The organism is Achromobacter sp. ISS7, from assembly GCF_056523125.1.
In genome coordinates this window covers 158,186-176,043 of the sequence record NZ_JAWRZD010000001.1, presented here as the reverse complement: position 1 = coordinate 176,043, position 17,858 = coordinate 158,186, and the positions used below count along the sequence as shown (strand labels likewise).

Below are 17,858 nucleotides of genomic sequence, written 5' to 3'. Positions count from 1 at the left end.
GGACCGCCCGCCGCCGGCGCGCCTAGGCCGCCGGCTGGAACTGCGTGGCCATTTTCGCCAGCACTTCTGGCGGCCACGGGGCGGACGTATTGGCCACGTAATCCATCCACACCAGCACGTTGCGCCCCCGCGCGTAGGGGCCACCGTCGTCGCCGACCTTCTCGAGCAGCAGCTCGAATTCGGCGCTGGAACGGCCGATGCGCGTCACCTTGTGCGTCACGCGCACCGTGGCGGGATAGGTCAGCGGCCGCAGGAAATCGCAGGACGCGTGCGCCAGGATGGCGCCGTCGTCGGCCGGCAATTCAAAGCCCGCGTCGTACAGGATCTGCATCCGCGCCTCTTCCATGAGGCGGAAATACAGCGTGTTGTTGAGATGGTTCAAGGCGTCGGAATCGCCCCAACGCAAGGGCAAATCCACATGATGGGTATCCCCAACCGTCAGAATCCGCGCAGACAGAGTGTCCGGGTTCACCAATTGCTCCTGATATCTGATGGAAATGCGAAGACGTGCAAGGTCTCCGCCTGCAATACAATCGCCGATAATACTTCCAGCCATATATGGAATACATACGGGGAGCTTTGCAATGTCTGAACGCGAGTCGATGGAATATGACGTGGTCGTGGTTGGCGGGGGTCCCGCCGGCTTGGCCACCGCTATCCGTCTGAAGCAACTGGCCGCTGAGAAGAACCAGGAAATCGGCGTCTGCGTCCTGGAAAAAGGCGCGGAGCTGGGCGCGCACATCCTGTCCGGCGCCGTGATGGACCCGCTGGCCCTGACCGAGCTGATCCCCGACTGGAAGGAAAAAGGCGCGCCGCTGACCGTGCCCGTGACGCAGGACAAGTTCCTGTTCCTGTCCGAAAACGGCGCGCGCGCGACGCCGAACTGGCTGCTGCCGCCCTGTTTCCACAATGAAGGCAACTACATCGTCCGCCTGGGCGACGTCGTCAAATGGCTGGGCGAACAGGCCGAGGCGCTGGGCGTCGAGATCTTCCCGGGCTTTGCCGCGGTCGAAGTGCTGTACGACGAGAACGGCGCCGTGCGCGGCGTGGCCACCGGCGACATGGGCGTGGCCCGCGACGGCAGCCACACCGACCACTACCAGCCGGGCATGGAACTGCATGCGCGCTACACGGTGTTCGCCGAAGGCGCGCGCGGCCAGCTCGGCCGCCAGCTGATCGACCGCTACAAGCTCGACGACGGCCGCGATCCGCAGGCCTACGGCATCGGCATCAAGGAAATGTGGGAAGTCGATCCGGCCCAGTCCAAGCCCGGCCTGGTGATCCACACCGCCGGCTGGCCGCTGGATTCGGATACCTACGGCGGTTCGTTCCTCTACCACCTGGACAACAACCTGGTGGCCGTCGGCATGATCGTCGGCCTGGACTACGCCAATCCGTGGCTGTCGCCGTTCGACGAATTCCAGCGCTACAAGACCCACCCCGCCATCCGCGGCACCTTCGAGGGCGGCAAGCGCATTGCCTACGGCGCGCGCGCCATCACCGCCGGCGGCCTGCTGTCGCTGCCCAAGCTGACGTTCCCGGGCGGCGTGCTGGTCGGCTGTGAGGCCGGTTTCCTGAACGCCTCGCGCATCAAGGGCAGCCACGCCGCCATCAAGTCCGGCAAGCTGGCCGCCGAGGCCGCGTTCGACGCGCTGGTGGCCGACCGCCGCCAGGACGAACTGGCCGCCTACCCGGAAGCCTTCAAAAATTCGTGGCTGCACGCCGAGCTGAACAAGGCGCGCAACTTCAAGCAGTGGTTCAAGAAGGGCCGCACCGTGGCCACGCTGATGACCGGCATCGAGCAACTGGTGTTCAAGGGCAAGATGCCCTGGACCCTGCGCCACAGCAAGCCCGACCATGCCTGCCTGCAGCCGGCCTCGCAGTGCGCCCGCATCGACTATCCCAAGCCCGATGGCAAGCTGACCTTCGACAAGCTCAGCTCGGTGTTCATCTCCAACACCAACCACGACGAAAACGAACCCATCCACCTGACGCTGAAGGATGCGTCGGTGCCGGTGAAGGTCAACCTCGCCAAGTACGGCGGCCCGGAATCGCGCTACTGTCCGGCCGGCGTCTACGAGTTCGTCAAGGACGACCACGGCGAGGACCGCCTGCAGATCAACGCGCAGAACTGCGTGCACTGCAAGACCTGCGACATCAAGGACCCGACCCAGAACATCGTCTGGGTGGCGCCGCAAGGCGGCGAGGGCCCGGTCTACAGCGGCATGTAGCAAGGTCGCGGGCGATGGCTGAACGCGTGCTCTTCATCGGCTGCGGCGATCTCGGCCAACGCGCCGCGCGCCGCTTCCTGGCGCGCGGCGACGAGGTCCACGCGCTGCGCCGCCATCCCCCCGCGGGCGACGCCAGCGGCATCCGCTGGCTGCAAGGCGACATCACCCGCCCCGATGGCCTGCCGGCCTTGCCGGCCGGCATCACCCGCGTCATCCACGTCGCCACCGCCGGCGCGCGCGATCCGGCCGCGTACCGCGGCGTGTTCGTCGACGGCCTGAAGCATGCGCTGGACGCGCTCGACACGTCGCGCGTGGAACGCATCGTGTTCGTGTCCTCCAGCGCGGTCTATGGCGAACACCATGGCGACTGGGTCACCGAAGACACCCCGCCCGCGCCGCAGGGCTTCAATGGCCGCATCCTGCTGGAAGCCGAAGCGCTGCTGGCCGCGCAGGCGCTACCGCACACCACCTTGCGTTTCGCCGGCCTCTACGGCCCCGGCCGCCTGCAGCTGATCGAACGGCTGCGCGCCGGCGACGCGCGCGCGCCGAGCCAGCCGCCGCACTGGGCCAACCGCATCCACATCGACGACGCCGCCGCCGCCATCGCGCACGTGGCGCTGCTGCCCGCGGCGCAACCGGTCTACATCGGCTGCGACGACACGCCGCTGCCGCTGCATGAACTGTATGCGGACCTGGCGCGCATGATCGGCGCGCCGGCCCCGGCCGAAGGCCCCGCGCCCGCCGGCATCGGCAGCAAGAAGCTCAGCAACGCCCGTCTGCGCGCCAGCGGCCTGGCGCTGCGATGGCCCGACTCGCGCGCCGGCTACGCCGCGCTGCTGGCGGACGCGGCCTCGCCGGCATAGTTCGACCGACACCGAATCGTCGGCGGCGTGACGCGGCGATACTGGCTTGCCCAGACCCGCTCCCACGCCGCCATGTCCATCCTCTCCCCGCTCGATCCGCTCCAGGCGGTGACGCACGCCAACCCCTATCCCTATTACGCCGCGCTGGCCAGGGACCGGCCGCTGTACCACGACGCGCGGCTGGGCCTGTGGGTCGCCAGCGGGCCGCGGGCGATCCTGGCGCTCATGCGCCATCCCGCCGCCCGCGTGCGTCCTGTCGCCGAGCCGGTGCCGCGAGGCATCGCGGTGGGCCCGGCAGGCCAGTTGTTCGGCCGCTTCCTGCGCATGAACGACGGACCGTCGCAAGTCCTGCTCAAGCCCTTGCTGAGCGAATTCCTCGCGCAACAGGCGCGGCAGGCGCGCGATCCCGCGTGGCCGCGGCTGGATGCGGGGCAGGCTTCGACGCGGACACCCGATGCCGCCGCCATCGACCGCTTCCTGTCTGCCGCGCCGGTGCTGGCGCAGGCCTGTTTCATCGGCCTGCCCGATGCCCTCGCGACGAACTGTGCGCGCGATATAGGCGACTTCCTGGCGGCCCTGCCGCCCGCCGCGCCGCGTGCCCGGATCGCGGCCGGGCACGCGGCCGCCGAACGGCTGGCCGCGCGCTTGCGCGCCCACCTGGACGATCCCGCCGCCGCCCCGGCGCTGCGCGAATTGCGGCGCCAGGGGATCGACGCCGGGCTGGAGCCGGCGCTGCTGGCCGCCAACCTGGCGGGGCTGCTGTTCCAATCCTGTGACGCCGGCGCCGGCCTGCTCGGCAACGCGCTGCTGCGGGCCGGCCGTCATGGCGCCGCGGCCGACCTGACGGTCGCGCAGGCCCTGGCGCTGGTCGACGCGACGCTGCGCGAAGATCCGCCCATCCACAACACCCGCCGCTTCCTGGCCGAGGCCATCGACCTCGATGGCCAGCGTCTCGAGGCCGGCGCCACGGTGCTGCTGGTGCTGGCCGCCGCGGCCATGGCGCAACCCGACGCGCACTGGACCTTCGGCGCCCTGGGCCACGCCTGCCCCGGCCGCGACCTGGCGCGGCGGCACGCGGCGGGCGCGCTGGTCCACCTGCTGCGGGCCGGCGTCGATGGCCGCGCCCTGGCGGGGCGCGCGCGCTACCGCCCGCTGCCCAATGCCCGGATTCCCCAATTTGATTTCACCGAGGAGCCCACCCCATGATCGCCGTGATATTCGAAGTCGAACCCACCGACGGCAACCCCGCGCCCTATCTGCACATCGCCGCGGGCCTGATCGACGAACTGAAGGCCATCGACGGCTTCATCTCCGTCGAACGCTTCCAGAGCCTGAGCACGCCGGACAAGCTGCTGTCGCTGTCGTTCTGGCGCGACGAGGACGCGGTCAGGCGCTGGCGCACGCTGGACTCGCACCGCCGCGCGCAGGAGGCGGGGCGCGGCGGCGTGTTCGCCAACTATCGCCTGCGCGTCGCGCAGGTGCTGCGCGACTACGGCATGCAGGAGCGCGAGCAGGCCCCGGGCGACAGCCGCGCGCGCCACGGCTGAGCGGGCGCCGGTCCCTCCCCGGGCCCGGCCGCGCGGCCACCACGGGCGGGCGCGCCGCGTTACAGTTGGGCCGATTACGGCGGCCCATCTGTCCGTTACCATTGCTCCACCGCCGCTCCCGCGCCCATTCATGCCCACTGCCGCTCACGCCCGCCCCACCCCGCTGCAAGTCGATCTGGCGCGCCTGATTGCGCAGGACATCGTGGCCCGGCGCTATGCGCCCGGCGCCCACCTGTCCGAGGAAGCGCTGGCCGCGGGCTACGAGGTGTCGCGTACGCCGGTGCGGGGCGCCCTGCGGCTGCTGGCGGCGCAAGGCCTGATCACGCATCGGCCCAACAGCGGCTACACCGTGGCCGAGAACGCCGCGCTGGCCACGCCCGCCATCGCCGGCGCCGTGCCGACCCAGAACGAACTCTATCGCCGCCTGATCGACGACCGCGCCACGCGCGCGCTGCCCGACCAGTTCACCGAGCGCGAACTGCTGCAACGCTATCCCGCGCCGCGCAGCGTGCTGGCCAAGACCCTGCTGCAACTGTCGGCCGACGGCCTGATCGAAAAGCGCAAGGGCCACGGCTGGCAGTTCGCGCCGTCGCTGGAGAACCGCGAGGCGCTCAACGAGAGCTACCGGTTCCGCATGACGATCGAATGCGCCGGCCTGCTGGAGCCCTCCTTCAAGCTCGACCGCGACGCCCTGGCGCGCATGCGGGCCGCGCATGAGACGCTGATCCAGCGCGACGACGCCGACATCTCCGCCACCGAGTTCTTCAGCCTGAACGCCTCGTTCCATGAAATGCTGGCGCGCTTCTCGGGCAACCGCTACATCCTGCAGGCGGTGCAGCAGCAGAACCAGTTGCGCCGCCTGGAGGAACACGCCGCGTTCTACCGCGACGCGCGCTTCGTCAATTCCAGCAACGAGCACCTGCGGATCATCGAGGCTCTTGAAGCCGGCGACCAGGAATGGGCCTCGCAGCTCATGCGCCGCCACCTGAAGACCTCGCAGCAGCAATCCTGATCCGCGCCGCCGCCACGCGGCGACTTTCCCTGCCTTTGCCTCGCCATGCCCATTGACCGGGGTCGCTTTCTCGCGCCCATCGGCCTGGGAGGGTTTTGCCTTGAATTGTATTTTTATTCTTATTAATACAAAATAGGCGAACCCCAACTCCTCCCGACAGGACGCCCATGACCTCGCCCGCCCCCGCCACGCCGATCAACGCCGATGCCTTCTGGATGCCGTTCACCGCCAACCGGCGCTACAAGCGCGACCCGCTGCTGTTCAGCGCGGCCGAGGGCATGCACTACATCCGCCCGGACGGCCGTCGCGTGCTGGACGGCATCGCGGGCCTGTGGTGCGTCAACGCCGGCCATCGCCGGCCCGAAATCGTCGAGGCCATCGCGCGCACCGCCTACGAGCTGGACTACGCGCCGTCGTTCCAGATGAGCCATCCGCTGGCGTTCGAGCTGGCCGAAAAGCTGTGCGAGGAGGCGCCCGCCGGGTTTTCCAATGTATTTTTTTCCAACTCCGGATCCGAGGCCGTCGATACCGCCCTCAAGATCGCGCTGGGCTATCACCGCGCGCGCGGCGAAGGCCAGCGCGTGCGCCTGATCGGTCGCGAGCGGTCGTATCACGGCGTGGGGTTCGGCGGCCTGTCGGTCTCGGGCATCGGCGGCCATCGCAAGCCGTTCGGCAACCTGCTGCCCTACGTCGACCACCTGCCGCATACCTATGACCGCGAGCGCATGGCCTACACCCGCGGCCAACCCGACTGGGGCGCGCACCTGGCCGACGTGCTCGAACGCATCGTCGCGCTGCACGACGCCTCCACTATCGCCGCCGTCATCGTCGAACCGGTGGCCGGCTCGACCGGCCTGCTGGTGCCGCCGCGCGGCTATCTGCAGAAACTGCGGCAGATCTGCGACGCGCACGGCATCCTGCTGATCTTCGACGAGGTGATCTGCGCCTTCGGCCGCATCGACGGCGCCTTCGCTTCGACGCATTTCGGCGTCACGCCCGACCTCATCACCAGCGCCAAGGGGCTGACCAACGGCGCCATTCCGATGGGCGCGACGCTGGTGCGCCAGCATGTCTACGACGCCTTCATGCAGGGACCGGACAGCGCCATCGAGCTGGCCCACGGCTACACCTACTCGGGCCACCCGGTGGCCTGCGCGGCCGGGTTGGCGATGCTGGACATCTGCCGCCGCGACGGCCTGTTCCAGCGCAGCCGCGACCTATGGCGCTATTGGGAAGACGCGGCCCACGGCCTGAAGGGCCTGCCGCACGTGCTGGACATCCGCAACATCGGCCTGCTGGCCGCGATCGAACTGGCGCCGCTCGCGGGCAAGCCGGGGCAGCGCGGCTATGCCGTGCACCAGGCCTGCCTGGAACGCGGCTGCCTGATCCGCTCGGCGGGCGACACCATGCTGCTGTCGCCGCCGCTCATCATCGAGCCCGCGCAGATCGACGAGCTGTTCTCCGCGCTGGCTGAGGCGCTGCGCGCCGCGGACTGACGCGCCGCGTCGGCCTCATGTCGGCGTGGCCGGCCCCATGCGGGCCGGCCATGCCGCAGCCGCTCACCCCAGGTGGCGAGCGACGGCCTCGACCACCCGGCGCACGTCGGCGCTCGACACGTCCAGGTGCGTCACCAGGCGCGTCGGGCCGCCATAGACCGCGCGCATCAGGATGCCGTCGGCCGCCAGCGCGGCGGTCAGCGCCTCGCAACGCGCCGGCTCGAATTCCGCGAACACCATGTTGGTGTCCTGGCTCAAGACCGTCACGCCAGCAATGCCGCGCAGGCCGTCGGCCAGCAGGCGCGCGTTGGCGTGGTCTTCGGCCAGGCGCTCGACGTTGTGCTCCAGCGCATACAGGCAGGCCGCGGCCAGCACGCCCGACTGGCGCAGGCCGCCGCCCAGCACCTTGCGCCAGCGGCGCGCGCGGGCGATCAACTCGGCGCTGCCCACCAGCACCGAACCGACCGGCGCGCCCAGGCCCTTGGAAAAGCAGATCGACACGGAATCGAACGGCTGGCACATCTCGGCCAGCGGCTTGCCGCTGGCGACGGCGGCGTTGAACACGCGCGCGCCGTCCAGGTGCGTGGCCAGGCCTTGGCCGCGGGCCCAGTCGGTCGCGGCGCGCACGTAGTCCGCCGGGATCAGCTTGCCGTGGAAGGTGTTCTCCAGCGCCAGCAGGCGGGTGCGGGCGAAGTGCGGATCGCCTTCGGGCTTGACCGCCGCCGCCAGCTTTTCCAGCGGCAGCGAGCCATCCTCGGCGTGTTCAATGGGTTGGGGCTGGATGCTGGCCAGCACCGCCGCGCCGCCGCCCTCGTACTTGTAGGTGTGGGCTTGCTGGCCCACCAGGTACTCGTCGCCGCGCTCGCAATGGGCCATCAGGCCGGCCAGGTTGCTCTGCGTGCCCGACGGGAAGAACAGGCCCGCGGCCTTGCCCGCGCGCTCGGCGACCGCCTGCTGCAACTGGATGACGGTGGGGTCGTCGCCCATCACGTCATCGCCCAGCGGCGCGCTGACCATGGCCTGCAACATGGCCGGGGACGGCCGGGTGACGGTATCACTGCGCAAATCGATCATGAAGCTTCCTTGAAGGAAAACGGAATCCGGTAAGCGGGCCGGTCAGCCCGCGCGCGCGGCGGGCGCCGCGCGGCTCACGACAAAAATACCGGCGAGGATCAGGGCCATGCCGCCCAGCTCGACCGGCGACGGGCGTTCGGACAGCACCGCCCAGGCCATCAGCATCGCCACCACCGGCACGCCCAGGCTCGACAGGCCCGCGATGGAGGCCGGCACGCGCCGCACCACCTGCAGCCACAACAACCAGCCGGCGGCGGTGGCGATCAGCACGATATAGGTCATGCCGGTCCACAGCTGCCAGCCCCATTGCGGCGCGATCTGCGGCACCAGCCAGGCCACCGGCGTCATCACCAGGCCGCCGAACAGCATCTGCCAGGCGGTGAACGTCATCACGTCGGGCGCGTGGCGCTCGAACATGCGCTTGGACAGCACCGTGCCCACGCCCCAGCACAGGCCGCTGCCCAGCCCCAGCAGCACCGGCCGCATTTCGCCCACGCCATGCCAGGGTTCGATGAACAGCACCAGGCCGATCGCGGCCAGGCCAATGCCGATGCCATGGCGCGCCGTCGGCCGCTCGCCCAGCAGGCCCCAGGCGAACAGCACCACCCAGAACGGCATGGTGTAGGCCATCAATGACACCTTGCCGACGCCGCCGGACACGAGCGCCGTCTGCACGAAGCCCTGGAAGCCCGCGGTCTGGGTCAGGCCGATCAGCAGGGTCAGCTTCCAGGGCGGCAGGGCCAGCGGCCGCCGGGTCGCGGCCGCCAGCGCGAACAGCACCAGCGCGCCGGTCACGTAGCGCAACGCCACGAAATCGAAGGGGCCGATGTAGGGCACGATCAGCTTCATCGCGATCCAGCTGCCCGCCCAGACGACGATGGTGCTGAACATCAGGGCAAGCCCTGCGCGATCGAAACTGCTGCGGCTCACGGCGGCGTCTCCGGTGGAAGTGGGAAAGGAAAAACGACGATGCCCATGCCGGCAAACCGGCATGGGCATCTCGCATTATGCTCCCGTCGGGCCGGGAACCGTCCACGCCGTCCGCATGACGGACGGCGCGCGCCGCATTACAACGGCTTGGACAGCTGTTCCAGGATCGCGGGGTTTTCCAGCGTCGACACGTCCTGCGTCACTTCCTCGCCCTTGGCCACCACGCGCAGCAGGCGGCGCATGATCTTGCCGGAACGGGTCTTGGGCAGGTTGTCGCCGAAGCGGATGTCCTTGGGCTTGGCGATCGGGCCGATCTCCTTGGCGACCCAGTCGCGCAGCGTCTTGGCGATGGCCTGCGCTTCGGCGCCTTCGGGACGGGCGCTCTTGAGCACCACGAAGGCCACCACGGCCTCGCCGGTGGTGTCGTCGGGACGGCCGACCACGGCGGCCTCGGCCACCAGTTCGTGCGCGACCAGCGCCGATTCCACTTCCATCGTGCCCAGGCGGTGGCCCGACACGTTGAGCACGTCGTCGATGCGGCCCATGATCCAGAAGTAGCCATCCGCGTCACGCTGCGCGCCGTCGCCGGCCAGGTAGTAACCGCGCAGTTCCGGCGGGAAGTAGCTCTTCTTGAAGCGTTCCGGGTCGCCCCAGATGTTGCGGATCATCGCGGGCCACGGACGCTTGATCACCAGGAAACCGCCGTTGCCCTGGTCGACGTCGCCGCCGGTCTCATCGACGATGGCGGCGGCGATGCCCGGCAGCGGCAGCGTGCACGAACCCGGCTTGGTCGGCGTGGCGCCCGGCAGCGGCGTGATCATGTGGCCGCCGGTCTCGGTCTGCCACCAGGTATCGACGATCGGGCAGCGCTCGCGGCCGATGTTCTTGTGGTACCAGATCCAGGCCTCGGGGTTGATGGGCTCGCCCACCGTGCCGATGATGCGCAGGCTGTCCAGGTCGTACTTGGACGGATGGGTCTCGGGCGCCGCCTCGGCGGCCTTGATCAGCGAGCGGATCGCGGTCGGCGCGGTGTAGAAGGTGGTGACCTTGTGGCGCGCGATCATGTCCCAGAAGCGGCCGGCGTTGGGGAACGTCGGCACGCCCTCGAACACCACCTGCGTCAGGCCGGCGGCCAGCGGGCCGTAGGTGATGTACGTGTGGCCGGTGACCCAGCCCACGTCGGCCGTGCACCAGTAGACGTCGTCCTTGCGCGCGTCGAAGGTCCACTTGACCGTCAGCAGCGCCCACAGCAGGTAGCCGGCGGACGAGTGCTGCACGCCCTTGGGCTTGCCGGTGGAACCCGAGGTGTACAGGATGAACAGCGGGTGCTCGGCGTTGACCGGCACCGGTTCGCAGGTGTCGGCCTGGCCGGCCTCGACGTCGTGCATCCAGAGGTCGCGGCCTTCGTTCCAGGCGACCTTGCCGCCGGTGCGGCGATAGACGATGACGTGCTTGATGGCTTCGCAGCCGCCCATGGCGATGGCTTCTTCCACCGCCGGCTTGAGCGGGATGGTCTTGCCGCCGCGCACCTGCTCGTCGGCGGTGATGACCAGCGAGGCGCCGACGTCGACGATGCGCTCCTGCAGGCTCTTGGCCGAGAAGCCGCCGAACACCACCGAGTGCGTCACGCCCAGGCGCGCGCAGGCCTGCATGGCCACCACGGCTTCGATCGACATGGGCATGTAGATGATGGCGCGGTCGCCCTTCTTGTAGCCCAGCTTGGCGATGCCATTGGCGAAGCGGCACACGCGCGCCAGCAGTTCGCGGTAGGTGACCTTGTCGACCTTGCCATCATCGGTTTCGAAGATGATGGCGGTCTTGTCGGCGTTGCCGTTGGTCAGGTGCACGTCCAGGCAGTTGGCCGAGACGTTCAGTTCGCCGTCGCCGAACCAGCGGTAGAACGGCGCGTTGGATTCGTCCAGCACCTCGGTGAACGGCTTGGTCCACTGCAGGTTGTCGCGGGCCTGGCCGGCCCAGAAACCGTCGAAGTCCTTCTCGACCTGCGCGCACAGCGCGTTGTACGCGTCCATGCTGGGAATCGCGGCGCCCTTCGCCGCGCGCTCCGGCGGCGGGAAGACCCGGGTTTCCACCAGTACGGACTCAATAGCATTCGACATGATCTTGTCTCCAATCTGTGATTCTGTTGTTGATGCCGTTTTTATCTAACTGCCCACTCGCAACCGTATCGCCACGCTCTTACGGGCACCTTACGCAAAATACGGGCCATAAGCCCGTATTCCGCAAGAACGTGCGCCAATCGTGGCGGCAACGGCATCGACAACTGACAGCGCAATACGCAACCCGCCGGCCTTCGCCCGCCGGCAGGCGGCGCGGCGATGGTCGGGACTTCATAAGAATATCAGTTGCCACGGCCGCACGCGCCCTTACGCCGTGCGGCGCGCCAGGCCGCGCGCCATGTCCACGCGCGACAGCAGGATCAGGCCGCCGACGAAGAACAGCCCGGTCACCAGGATCGCCAGGCGATGGTTGCCGTGCGTGGCCCAGGTCACCAGGCCATAGGTCAGCGGGCCGATGACCGCCGCCAGTTGCACCGCGAAGGTCCAGAGCGAGAAGAATTCCGCCAGGCGTCCGGCCGGCGCCAGCGCGCCGGTCATGGCGCGGCCCGCGCTCTGGGTCGTGCCCATGCACAGTCCGGCCAGCGTCGCGGCCACCCAGAACACCGGCGCGGTCACGGCCGCATAGGCCACCAGCACCATCAGGATCCAGCCACACAGCGTGATCGCCAGCGCCGGCTTGTGGCCGATGCGGTCCTGCACGTAGCCGAACGAGAACGCGCCCGCCGCCGCGCCGATGTTCACGGTGAACACCAGCAGCATGATCTGCGGCGTGGTGAAGCCCATGACCTCGGAGGCATACACCGCCGCCAGCGTGATCACGACCGAGATGCCCGCCTGATAGCAGGCGATGCACATCAGCAGCCGGCGGAACTCGGGAAAATGCTGGCCGGTCTCGCGCCAGGCGTAGGCCAGCCGCTTGAGCATGGCCAGCGTCTCCTGCGCCTTGCCGGAAGGCCGGGCGCGCTCGCGCAACAGGAAGAACGACGGTAGCGCCGCCAGCGCGAACACCGCGCAGGTCACCAGGATGACGCGCGGCACGAAATGTTCGGCATCGAGCCCGTCGGCCTCGGCCAGCTTCACCACCACCAGCGACAGGCCCAGCGTCAGCATGCCGCCGCAATAACCGAAGCTCCAGCCCCAGCCCGACACCCGGCCCAGCGCCGACGGCTTGGCCAGTTCGGGCAGGAACGCCGCCACCACGGACTCGCCGACGCAATAGCAATAGTTGGACACGACGATGGCGGCCAGCGCCAGCCAGACGTCGCCCGGCCCGGCCTGCGTCAGAACCAGGGTGGCGGCCACGCAGCCGATGGTGCTGGTATAGAGCAGCCGCCGCTTGCCGGCGCGGGCGTCGGCGCGCGCGCCCAGCGTGGGCATCGTCAGCATGATGAGCAGATAGGACAGCGACAGCGCCGCGGTCCAGGCCAGCGTGGCCCACGGCGCGCGGCCGCCGACCACGCCGACGAAATAGGTGCTGAACACCGCCGTGAGGATCACGGTGGTGTAGCCGGAATTGGCGAAGTCGTACATGGCCCAGGCCCAGACTTCGCGTTTGGCCACGCCGGGGTTCAGCGGACTCCTGTCCGCCTCCCCGCCGGCGGACGCGGCGGCGCCTTCGGGCGCCGGCCGCGGCGTTTCCTGGCTCACAGGCCCAGCGCGGCGATGCCAGCCTGGGCGATCTGGGCGTCCTCGGTGGACTTCACGCCCGACACGCCGACCGCGCCGACCACCTGGCCGTTGACCGTGATCGGCACGCCGCCTTCCAGCATGCCTTCGATCAGCGGGGCCGACAGGAAGGAGTAGCGGCCATTGTTGATGATTTCCTCGTAGACGCGCGATTCACGGCGGCCCAGGGCCGCGGTCTTGGCCTTGGCCGGCGCGATGTGCGAGGAAATGGGCGCAGCGTCGTCCAGGCGCAGCATGCCCAGCAGGTGGCCGCCATCGTCCGACACGGCGATGGTGACGGCCCACTTGTTCTGCAGGGCGTGTGCTTCGGCCGCGGCCAGGATTTTCTTGACGTCTTCGGCGTTCAGCACGGGTTTGGTGTTCATTGCAGCGACTCCTTGATCTGTTCCAGGGCGGTGGGATCCTCGATGGTGGTCAGGTCGCCGGGATCGCGGCCTTCGCATACCGCGACGATCGCGCGGCGCAACACCTTGCCGGAACGGGTCTTGGGCAGCGCGCCCACGAACCGGATCCGGGCGGGTCGCGCCACCGCTCCCAGCTGATCTTCCACCAGCCGCATGATATCCGCTTCCAGCTGTTTTGCGCCTTCCGGCGTTTCCGCCGCGGCCGGATTCTTCAGCACCGCGAACGCCATCGCCACCTGGCCCTTGAGCGCGTCCGCCACCCCCACCACCGCGCATTCGGCGATGCCATTGTGGCTGTTGACGGACTCTTCGATCTCGCGCGTGCCCAGGCGGTGGCCGGCGACGTTGATGACGTCGTCGGTGCGCCCCAGGATGAACCAGTATCCGTCCGCGTCGACCAATCCCCAGTCGAAGGTGGAATACACCTGGCGGCCGGGAATCGAGGTGAAGTAAGTCTGCACGAAGCGCTCGTCGTCGCCCCAGATGGTCGACATGGCGCCCGGCGGCAGCGGCGGCACGATGGCCACCACGCCCTTCTGGTCCGCCCCCAGGTCCTCGCCGCTGGATTCGCTGACGATGCGCGCATCGAAGCCGTAGACCGGGAACGACGGGCTGCCGAAACGGGTCGGCACCTTTTCGACGCCGGGCTGGGCCGACAGGATCGGCCAGCCGGATTCGGTCTGCCAGTAGTTGTCGATGATGGGCTTGCCCAGCCCCTCCGAGATCCAGTGCGCGGTCGGCTCGTCCAGCGGTTCGCCGGCCAGGTATACCGCCCGCAGCGTGGACAGGTCGTGCTTCCTGAGCAAAGCCGGATCCTGGCGCTTGAGCACCCGCACCGCGGTCGGCGCCGAAAACAGCGTGTTGACGCCGAACTGCTCCACCAGCTTCCACAGGATGGCGCCGTCCGGGCGCACCGGCGTGCCCTCGTACAGTACCGTGGCCTGCCCGCCGATCAGCGGGCCATACACAATATAGGAGTGCCCCACCACCCAGCCGATGTCGCTGGTGCAGAAGAACGTATCGCCGGCCTTGCCGTTGAACAGGTATTCCATCGACGACGCCAGCGCCACCGCGTAGCCGCCGGTGTCGCGCTGCACGCCCTTGGGCTTGCCGGTGGTGCCGGACGTGTACAGGATGTAGCTGGGCTCGGACGATTCCAGCCAGGCCACCGGCACGTGGACGCCGCGCTGCGCCGCGCGCAGGGTGGCGTAGTCCAGGTCGCGGCCGGCGACCGGCTCGAACGGCGCCAGGCCGCGGTCGAACACCACCACCGAGGCCGGCGGCGTCTTGCACAACGCCAGCGCCCGGTCCAGCAGCGGCTTGTAGGGCACCACCTTGCCGCCGCGCGAGCCGCCGTCGGTGCACACCACCACCTTGGGCGCGGCATCGTCGATGCGCTGCGCCAGGTTGACCGAGGCGAAGCCGCCGAACACCACCGAATGCACCGCGCCAATGCGGGCGCAGGCCAGCATGGTGAAGACCGCCTCGGGCACCATCGGCATGTACAGCAGCACCCGGTCGCCGCGCCCCACGCCCAGGTCCTGCAGCATGGCGGCGGCCGCGTTCACTTCGTCATAGACGTCCTGGCGGGTGTAGACGCGCTCGCGCTCGACTTCGGTCGATACCCAGATCAGGGCCGGCTTGTCGGCCTGGGTCGGCAGCCAGCGGTCCACGGCGTTGTAACAGAGGTTGGTCCTGCCGCCCACGAACCATTTGGCGAAGGGCGGCCGGGAAAAATCCAGGACTGACTCGAACGGCGTCTCCCAGTGCACCCTGCCCGCCTCTTCGCGCCAGAAGGCGTCGCGGTCGTGCACCGAGCGGTAATGGAAATCCCTGGTTTTTTGCATTTTTGTCTCCTGTTATTGTGCATACGCCGTATGGCTGATTGCTTTCTTTTCGAATCCTTTGGTCATTCTGGTGGGCAAACCTTGCATGAGGCTTGCCGCAGGTCAAAAAATTCTGCCACGCGTCTACGCCGCACGGGCGCCGGACTGGTTACAGTAACGAACCAGTCTTAAAAGTTTGGTAGAATCCCCGCGAAGTTGTAGACAACATATCTGTTGGTTCGCTGCTTGATTCCCGCTATTCAGGTGTTTTTTAGCGTTTTTGACGCTTTATTTCCTGGAATGCGCGAAACAAGACGCAACCATCCCCAGGCGAATGCATCGACACTCCAAAAGCGCGCGACTGAATTCATCCTCTGGCCAGGCAAACCGCGGTCTGCGTTTGCTGGCGCTGGCGGCGTGCGTCGCGGGTCTGGCGGGTTGTGCGAACACCTCTCAAAAATCCACCGCCTATACGTCCGAGATCGATCCCTACGAGACGGAATGGGTCGCCACCGCCGATGATCCCATCGGCATGCTGGTGGTACAGAAATTCAAGCGCGACCGCCAGCGCAACCACAGCGAAGTCAGCAGCGACAACGCCATGGTCAGCGAAGCCCTGAACTACCTGGGCATCCGCTATCGCTTCGGCGGCAACTCCCCCGATACCGGTTTCGATTGCAGCGGCCTGGTGGCCTACACCGCCGAACGTTCGCTGGGCCTGAAGCTGCCCCGCAACGCCGCCGAAATCGCGCAGCAGGGCATTTCCGTCGCCAAGAACGAGCTCAAGGCCGGCGACCTGGTCTTCTTCAACACCCTGGGCCGCCGCTACTCCCACGTGGGCATCTACCTGGGCGACGACCGCTTCGTGCACTCGCCCAGCGCGGGCGGCGTGGTGCGGGTCGAAAACATGACCATGGCCTACTGGAGCAAGCGCTACAACGGCGCCCGCCGCCTGGACAACGGCCTGGTGGCCAGCGCCCGCGCGGCCAACTGACCTCCCGCAGTGTGACGCGCCGGCCGCGATGCGGCCATCCTCCAAACGGCGCGATCGTCACACGCAATCGGACACGGACAGCAAAACGCCGCCGGACTATCCAGTCCGGCGGCGTTTTTCATTCCTCTTCGCGGCCCTGGGGCCGCAGGCCGTTTCGGCCTCCCCAGTTTTCAGTGTTGGCGGCGGCGTGGCACGGCGGTGTCAGTGGACCGCGGCGCCCCGGCTGCACAGGCCGCACTGCTGCAGGGCCTGCTGCATGCTGCACACCGAACGGCGACAAGCCACGACGCGGATGCCACCGCGCTGCGCCGCGTTGCGGAAGGTCTTCATGACGTTGTGGCCCAGGAAATCGGTCAGCAAAATGACCAGCTGGGTGCCCGAGGGCAGTTGCAACGTCTTCTTCTGATGCGAGGGATCACGGCCACTGATGTGGTGCGTGATCGAGATGTTGTGTCCTTTAAGCAGATCCGGAATGTTGCCGAGCCTGTCGGCGCCCACTACCACTGCACTCAATCCTGCCGTCATGTTTAACCTCACTGGGTCGTTGAGACTGGATGTAATGATAATGATTCCTATTTTTTAGTCAACTCAAATGAGATCAGTTCTTATTTAATATTTTTTATGAGCTTATGGAAAGGGATAGCGAGACACCCTGCGCGCGCCCTTCCCCGCCCCCGTGCCTCCAGAAAAAAAGCGGCTCCCCGCCAGGGGAACCGCTTCCTCTCGTCCGACTGCGACGGCGCTCGTCATGGGCCCGCCTACTTCGGCGTTCCCTGCACGGCCTCGGTCACGACCGCGCGCGTCAGGGACGGCGCCAGCATCTCCAGGAACGTGTAGACGTAGTCGCGCAGGAACACGCCGGCCTTCACGCCGACGCGGGTGGTATGGGTGCCGAACAGGTGCCCCACCGGCAGGCCCACCAGGCTCGAATCGCGCCGCGGATCGTAGGCCACGCCGGCGATGATGCCGATGCCCAGTCCGACGTCGACGTAGGTCTTGATCACGTCGGCGTCGATGGCTTCCAGGACGATGTCCGGATGGATGCCCTGGTTGGCGAAGACCTCGTCGATCGTGCTGCGGCCGGTGAAGGCGCGGTCATAGGTCACGATGGGGTATTCCGCCAGCTGCGCCAGCGACAGGCGCTTGGCGGCGCTGGAGGTCAGCTCGGCCAGCGGGTGGTCGGGCCGCACCACCACGGTGTGCTCCCAGGCGTACACGGGCAGCGTCGCCAGGCCGGGCGTCAGGGCCAGCGACTCGGTCGCCAGGGCCAGGTCGGCCTGCTCGTGCAGCACCATTTCGGCCAGCTGCGCGGGGCTGCCTTCGGCCAGCGACAGGTGCACCTTGGGGAATTGCTTGCGGAACGCCGGGATCACGCGCGGCAGCAGGTAGCGCGCCTGGGTGTGGGTGCAGGCGATCACCAGGCCGCCCTCGTCGCGGCGGGCGAATTCGTCGCTGACCTTCTTGAGGTTGTCGACTTCGCGCATGATGCGGTCGATCACCTGCGACACGGCCAGGCCGGGCTTGGTCAGGCCCTTGATGCGTTTGCCATGGCGTTCGAAGATCTTGATCCCGAGTTCGTCCTCGAACTCGATGATGGCCTTGGACACGCCCGGCTGGGAGGTATAGAGCATCCGGGCGGCTTCGGTCAGGTTGAAGTCGCGCCGGATGGTTTCGCGCACGAAACGAAATTGCTGCAGGTTCATGAATTGGCCCCTGA

General features: G+C 68.1%; 16 protein-coding genes. 7 read left to right on the top strand and 9 right to left on the bottom strand.

All coding sequences use genetic code 11. The annotated features are described in order from the left end of the window. Window positions 1-22: 22 nt before the first annotated feature. Window positions 23-472, bottom strand: coding sequence for an acyl-CoA thioesterase (locus tag AC1HFW_RS00760; RefSeq protein ID WP_479281530.1), 450 nt, complete (start codon window positions 470-472; stop codon window positions 23-25). A gap of 112 nt (window positions 473-584) precedes the next feature. Here AC1HFW_RS00760 and AC1HFW_RS00755 point away from each other — a divergent pair, with 112 nt between their 5' ends. The 6 genes from AC1HFW_RS00755 (at window position 585) to aptA (ending at window position 7,149) form a co-directional block, all read left to right on the top strand. Then, complete coding sequence (locus AC1HFW_RS00755; protein ID WP_006393517.1) at window positions 585-2,231, top strand: electron transfer flavoprotein-ubiquinone oxidoreductase; 1,647 nt, start codon at window positions 585-587, stop codon at window positions 2,229-2,231. 14 nt (window positions 2,232-2,245) lie between these two features. Further along, window positions 2,246-3,094 carry an NAD(P)H-binding protein gene (locus AC1HFW_RS00750; protein WP_479281529.1) on the top strand — a complete coding sequence of 283 codons (849 nt, stop codon included), beginning with the start codon at window positions 2,246-2,248 and terminating at the stop codon, window positions 3,092-3,094. Window positions 3,095-3,166: 72 nt separating this feature from the next. Continuing rightward, the gene (locus tag AC1HFW_RS00745; RefSeq protein ID WP_479281528.1) at window positions 3,167-4,300 is read left to right on the top strand and encodes a cytochrome P450 family protein; all 1,134 of its coding nucleotides are present in this window, start codon (window positions 3,167-3,169) and stop codon (window positions 4,298-4,300) included. Beyond that, on the top strand, window positions 4,297-4,641 hold the full coding sequence (locus tag AC1HFW_RS00740; RefSeq protein WP_006393514.1) for an antibiotic biosynthesis monooxygenase family protein: 345 nt from the start codon (window positions 4,297-4,299) through the stop codon (window positions 4,639-4,641). Before AC1HFW_RS00745 ends, AC1HFW_RS00740 begins: the two co-directional genes overlap by 4 nt. Before the next feature lie 130 nt (window positions 4,642-4,771). After that, window positions 4,772-5,653, top strand: coding sequence for a GntR family transcriptional regulator (locus tag AC1HFW_RS00735; RefSeq protein ID WP_479281527.1), 882 nt, complete (start codon window positions 4,772-4,774; stop codon window positions 5,651-5,653). A gap of 167 nt (window positions 5,654-5,820) precedes the next feature. Then, window positions 5,821-7,149 (top strand): omega-aminotransferase AptA, encoded by a 1,329-nt coding sequence (gene aptA, locus AC1HFW_RS00730; protein WP_479281526.1) that lies wholly within the window; start codon window positions 5,821-5,823, stop codon window positions 7,147-7,149. 63 nt (window positions 7,150-7,212) lie between these two features. On the opposite strand, the gene ltaE is transcribed toward aptA, so the two are convergent. From ltaE to AC1HFW_RS00700, 6 genes are all read right to left on the bottom strand, one after another. Continuing rightward, window positions 7,213-8,223 carry a low-specificity L-threonine aldolase gene (gene ltaE / locus AC1HFW_RS00725; protein WP_061072152.1) on the bottom strand — a complete coding sequence of 337 codons (1,011 nt, stop codon included), beginning with the start codon at window positions 8,221-8,223 and terminating at the stop codon, window positions 7,213-7,215. Window positions 8,224-8,265: 42 nt separating this feature from the next. Then, a complete protein-coding gene (locus tag AC1HFW_RS00720) occupies window positions 8,266-9,153 on the bottom strand; it encodes a DMT family transporter (RefSeq protein ID WP_085943745.1) in 888 nt (295 codons plus the stop codon). A gap of 137 nt (window positions 9,154-9,290) precedes the next feature. Then, entirely contained in the window at window positions 9,291-11,270 is a 1,980-nt protein-coding gene (gene acs, locus AC1HFW_RS00715) for an acetate--CoA ligase (protein WP_006393509.1), read from the bottom strand. 267 nt (window positions 11,271-11,537) lie between these two features. Further along, window positions 11,538-12,878, bottom strand: a complete 1,341-nt coding sequence (locus AC1HFW_RS00710; RefSeq protein ID WP_116520172.1) for an MFS transporter — start codon at window positions 12,876-12,878, stop codon at window positions 11,538-11,540. Next, a complete protein-coding gene (locus AC1HFW_RS00705) occupies window positions 12,875-13,282 on the bottom strand; it encodes a heme-binding protein (RefSeq protein WP_006393507.1) in 408 nt (135 codons plus the stop codon). The genes AC1HFW_RS00710 and AC1HFW_RS00705 overlap by 4 nt, the downstream gene beginning before the upstream one ends. Continuing rightward, window positions 13,279-15,168, bottom strand: coding sequence for a propionate--CoA ligase (locus tag AC1HFW_RS00700; protein ID WP_479281525.1), 1,890 nt, complete (start codon window positions 15,166-15,168; stop codon window positions 13,279-13,281). Before AC1HFW_RS00700 ends, AC1HFW_RS00705 begins: the two co-directional genes overlap by 4 nt. 313 nt (window positions 15,169-15,481) lie before the next feature. On the opposite strand from AC1HFW_RS00700, the gene AC1HFW_RS00695 reads away from it, so the two are divergent. Further along, window positions 15,482-16,141 carry a C40 family peptidase gene (locus AC1HFW_RS00695; protein WP_061072156.1) on the top strand — a complete coding sequence of 220 codons (660 nt, stop codon included), beginning with the start codon at window positions 15,482-15,484 and terminating at the stop codon, window positions 16,139-16,141. A 201-nt stretch (window positions 16,142-16,342) separates the two neighbouring features. Here the strand turns inward: AC1HFW_RS00695 and AC1HFW_RS00690 are convergent, their stop codons facing one another. Together AC1HFW_RS00690 and AC1HFW_RS00685 are read right to left on the bottom strand one after the other, a co-directional pair. Then, a complete protein-coding gene (locus AC1HFW_RS00690) occupies window positions 16,343-16,666 on the bottom strand; it encodes a DUF2325 domain-containing protein (RefSeq protein ID WP_035361296.1) in 324 nt (107 codons plus the stop codon). Window positions 16,667-16,899: 233 nt separating this feature from the next. After that, window positions 16,900-17,844 carry a CysB family HTH-type transcriptional regulator gene (locus AC1HFW_RS00685; protein ID WP_006389315.1) on the bottom strand — a complete coding sequence of 315 codons (945 nt, stop codon included), beginning with the start codon at window positions 17,842-17,844 and terminating at the stop codon, window positions 16,900-16,902. Window positions 17,845-17,858 lie beyond the last annotated feature (14 nt).

Excerpts from the sequence above, each read along its gene's own strand:
- AC1HFW_RS00750 (WP_479281529.1), top strand. The coding sequence starts at position 2,246 with ATGGCTGAACGCGTGCTCTTCATCGGCTGCGGCGATCTCGGCCAACGC.
- AC1HFW_RS00745 (WP_479281528.1), top strand. The coding sequence starts at position 3,167 with ATGTCCATCCTCTCCCCGCTCGATCCGCTCCAGGCGGTGACGCACGCC.
- AC1HFW_RS00700 (WP_479281525.1), bottom strand. The coding sequence starts at position 15,168 with ATGCAAAAAACCAGGGATTTCCATTACCGCTCGGTGCACGACCGCGAC.
- acs (WP_006393509.1), bottom strand. The coding sequence starts at position 11,270 with ATGTCGAATGCTATTGAGTCCGTACTGGTGGAAACCCGGGTCTTCCCG.
- AC1HFW_RS00740 (WP_006393514.1), top strand. The coding sequence starts at position 4,297 with ATGATCGCCGTGATATTCGAAGTCGAACCCACCGACGGCAACCCCGCG.
- AC1HFW_RS00695 (WP_061072156.1), top strand. The coding sequence starts at position 15,482 with ATGCATCGACACTCCAAAAGCGCGCGACTGAATTCATCCTCTGGCCAG.
- AC1HFW_RS00735 (WP_479281527.1), top strand. The coding sequence starts at position 4,772 with ATGCCCACTGCCGCTCACGCCCGCCCCACCCCGCTGCAAGTCGATCTG.
- AC1HFW_RS00705 (WP_006393507.1), bottom strand. The coding sequence starts at position 13,282 with ATGAACACCAAACCCGTGCTGAACGCCGAAGACGTCAAGAAAATCCTG.
- aptA (WP_479281526.1), top strand. The coding sequence starts at position 5,821 with ATGACCTCGCCCGCCCCCGCCACGCCGATCAACGCCGATGCCTTCTGG.
- ltaE (WP_061072152.1), bottom strand. The coding sequence starts at position 8,223 with ATGATCGATTTGCGCAGTGATACCGTCACCCGGCCGTCCCCGGCCATG.
- AC1HFW_RS00690 (WP_035361296.1), bottom strand. The coding sequence starts at position 16,666 with ATGACGGCAGGATTGAGTGCAGTGGTAGTGGGCGCCGACAGGCTCGGC.
- AC1HFW_RS00685 (WP_006389315.1), bottom strand. The coding sequence starts at position 17,844 with ATGAACCTGCAGCAATTTCGTTTCGTGCGCGAAACCATCCGGCGCGAC.
- AC1HFW_RS00755 (WP_006393517.1), top strand. The coding sequence starts at position 585 with ATGTCTGAACGCGAGTCGATGGAATATGACGTGGTCGTGGTTGGCGGG.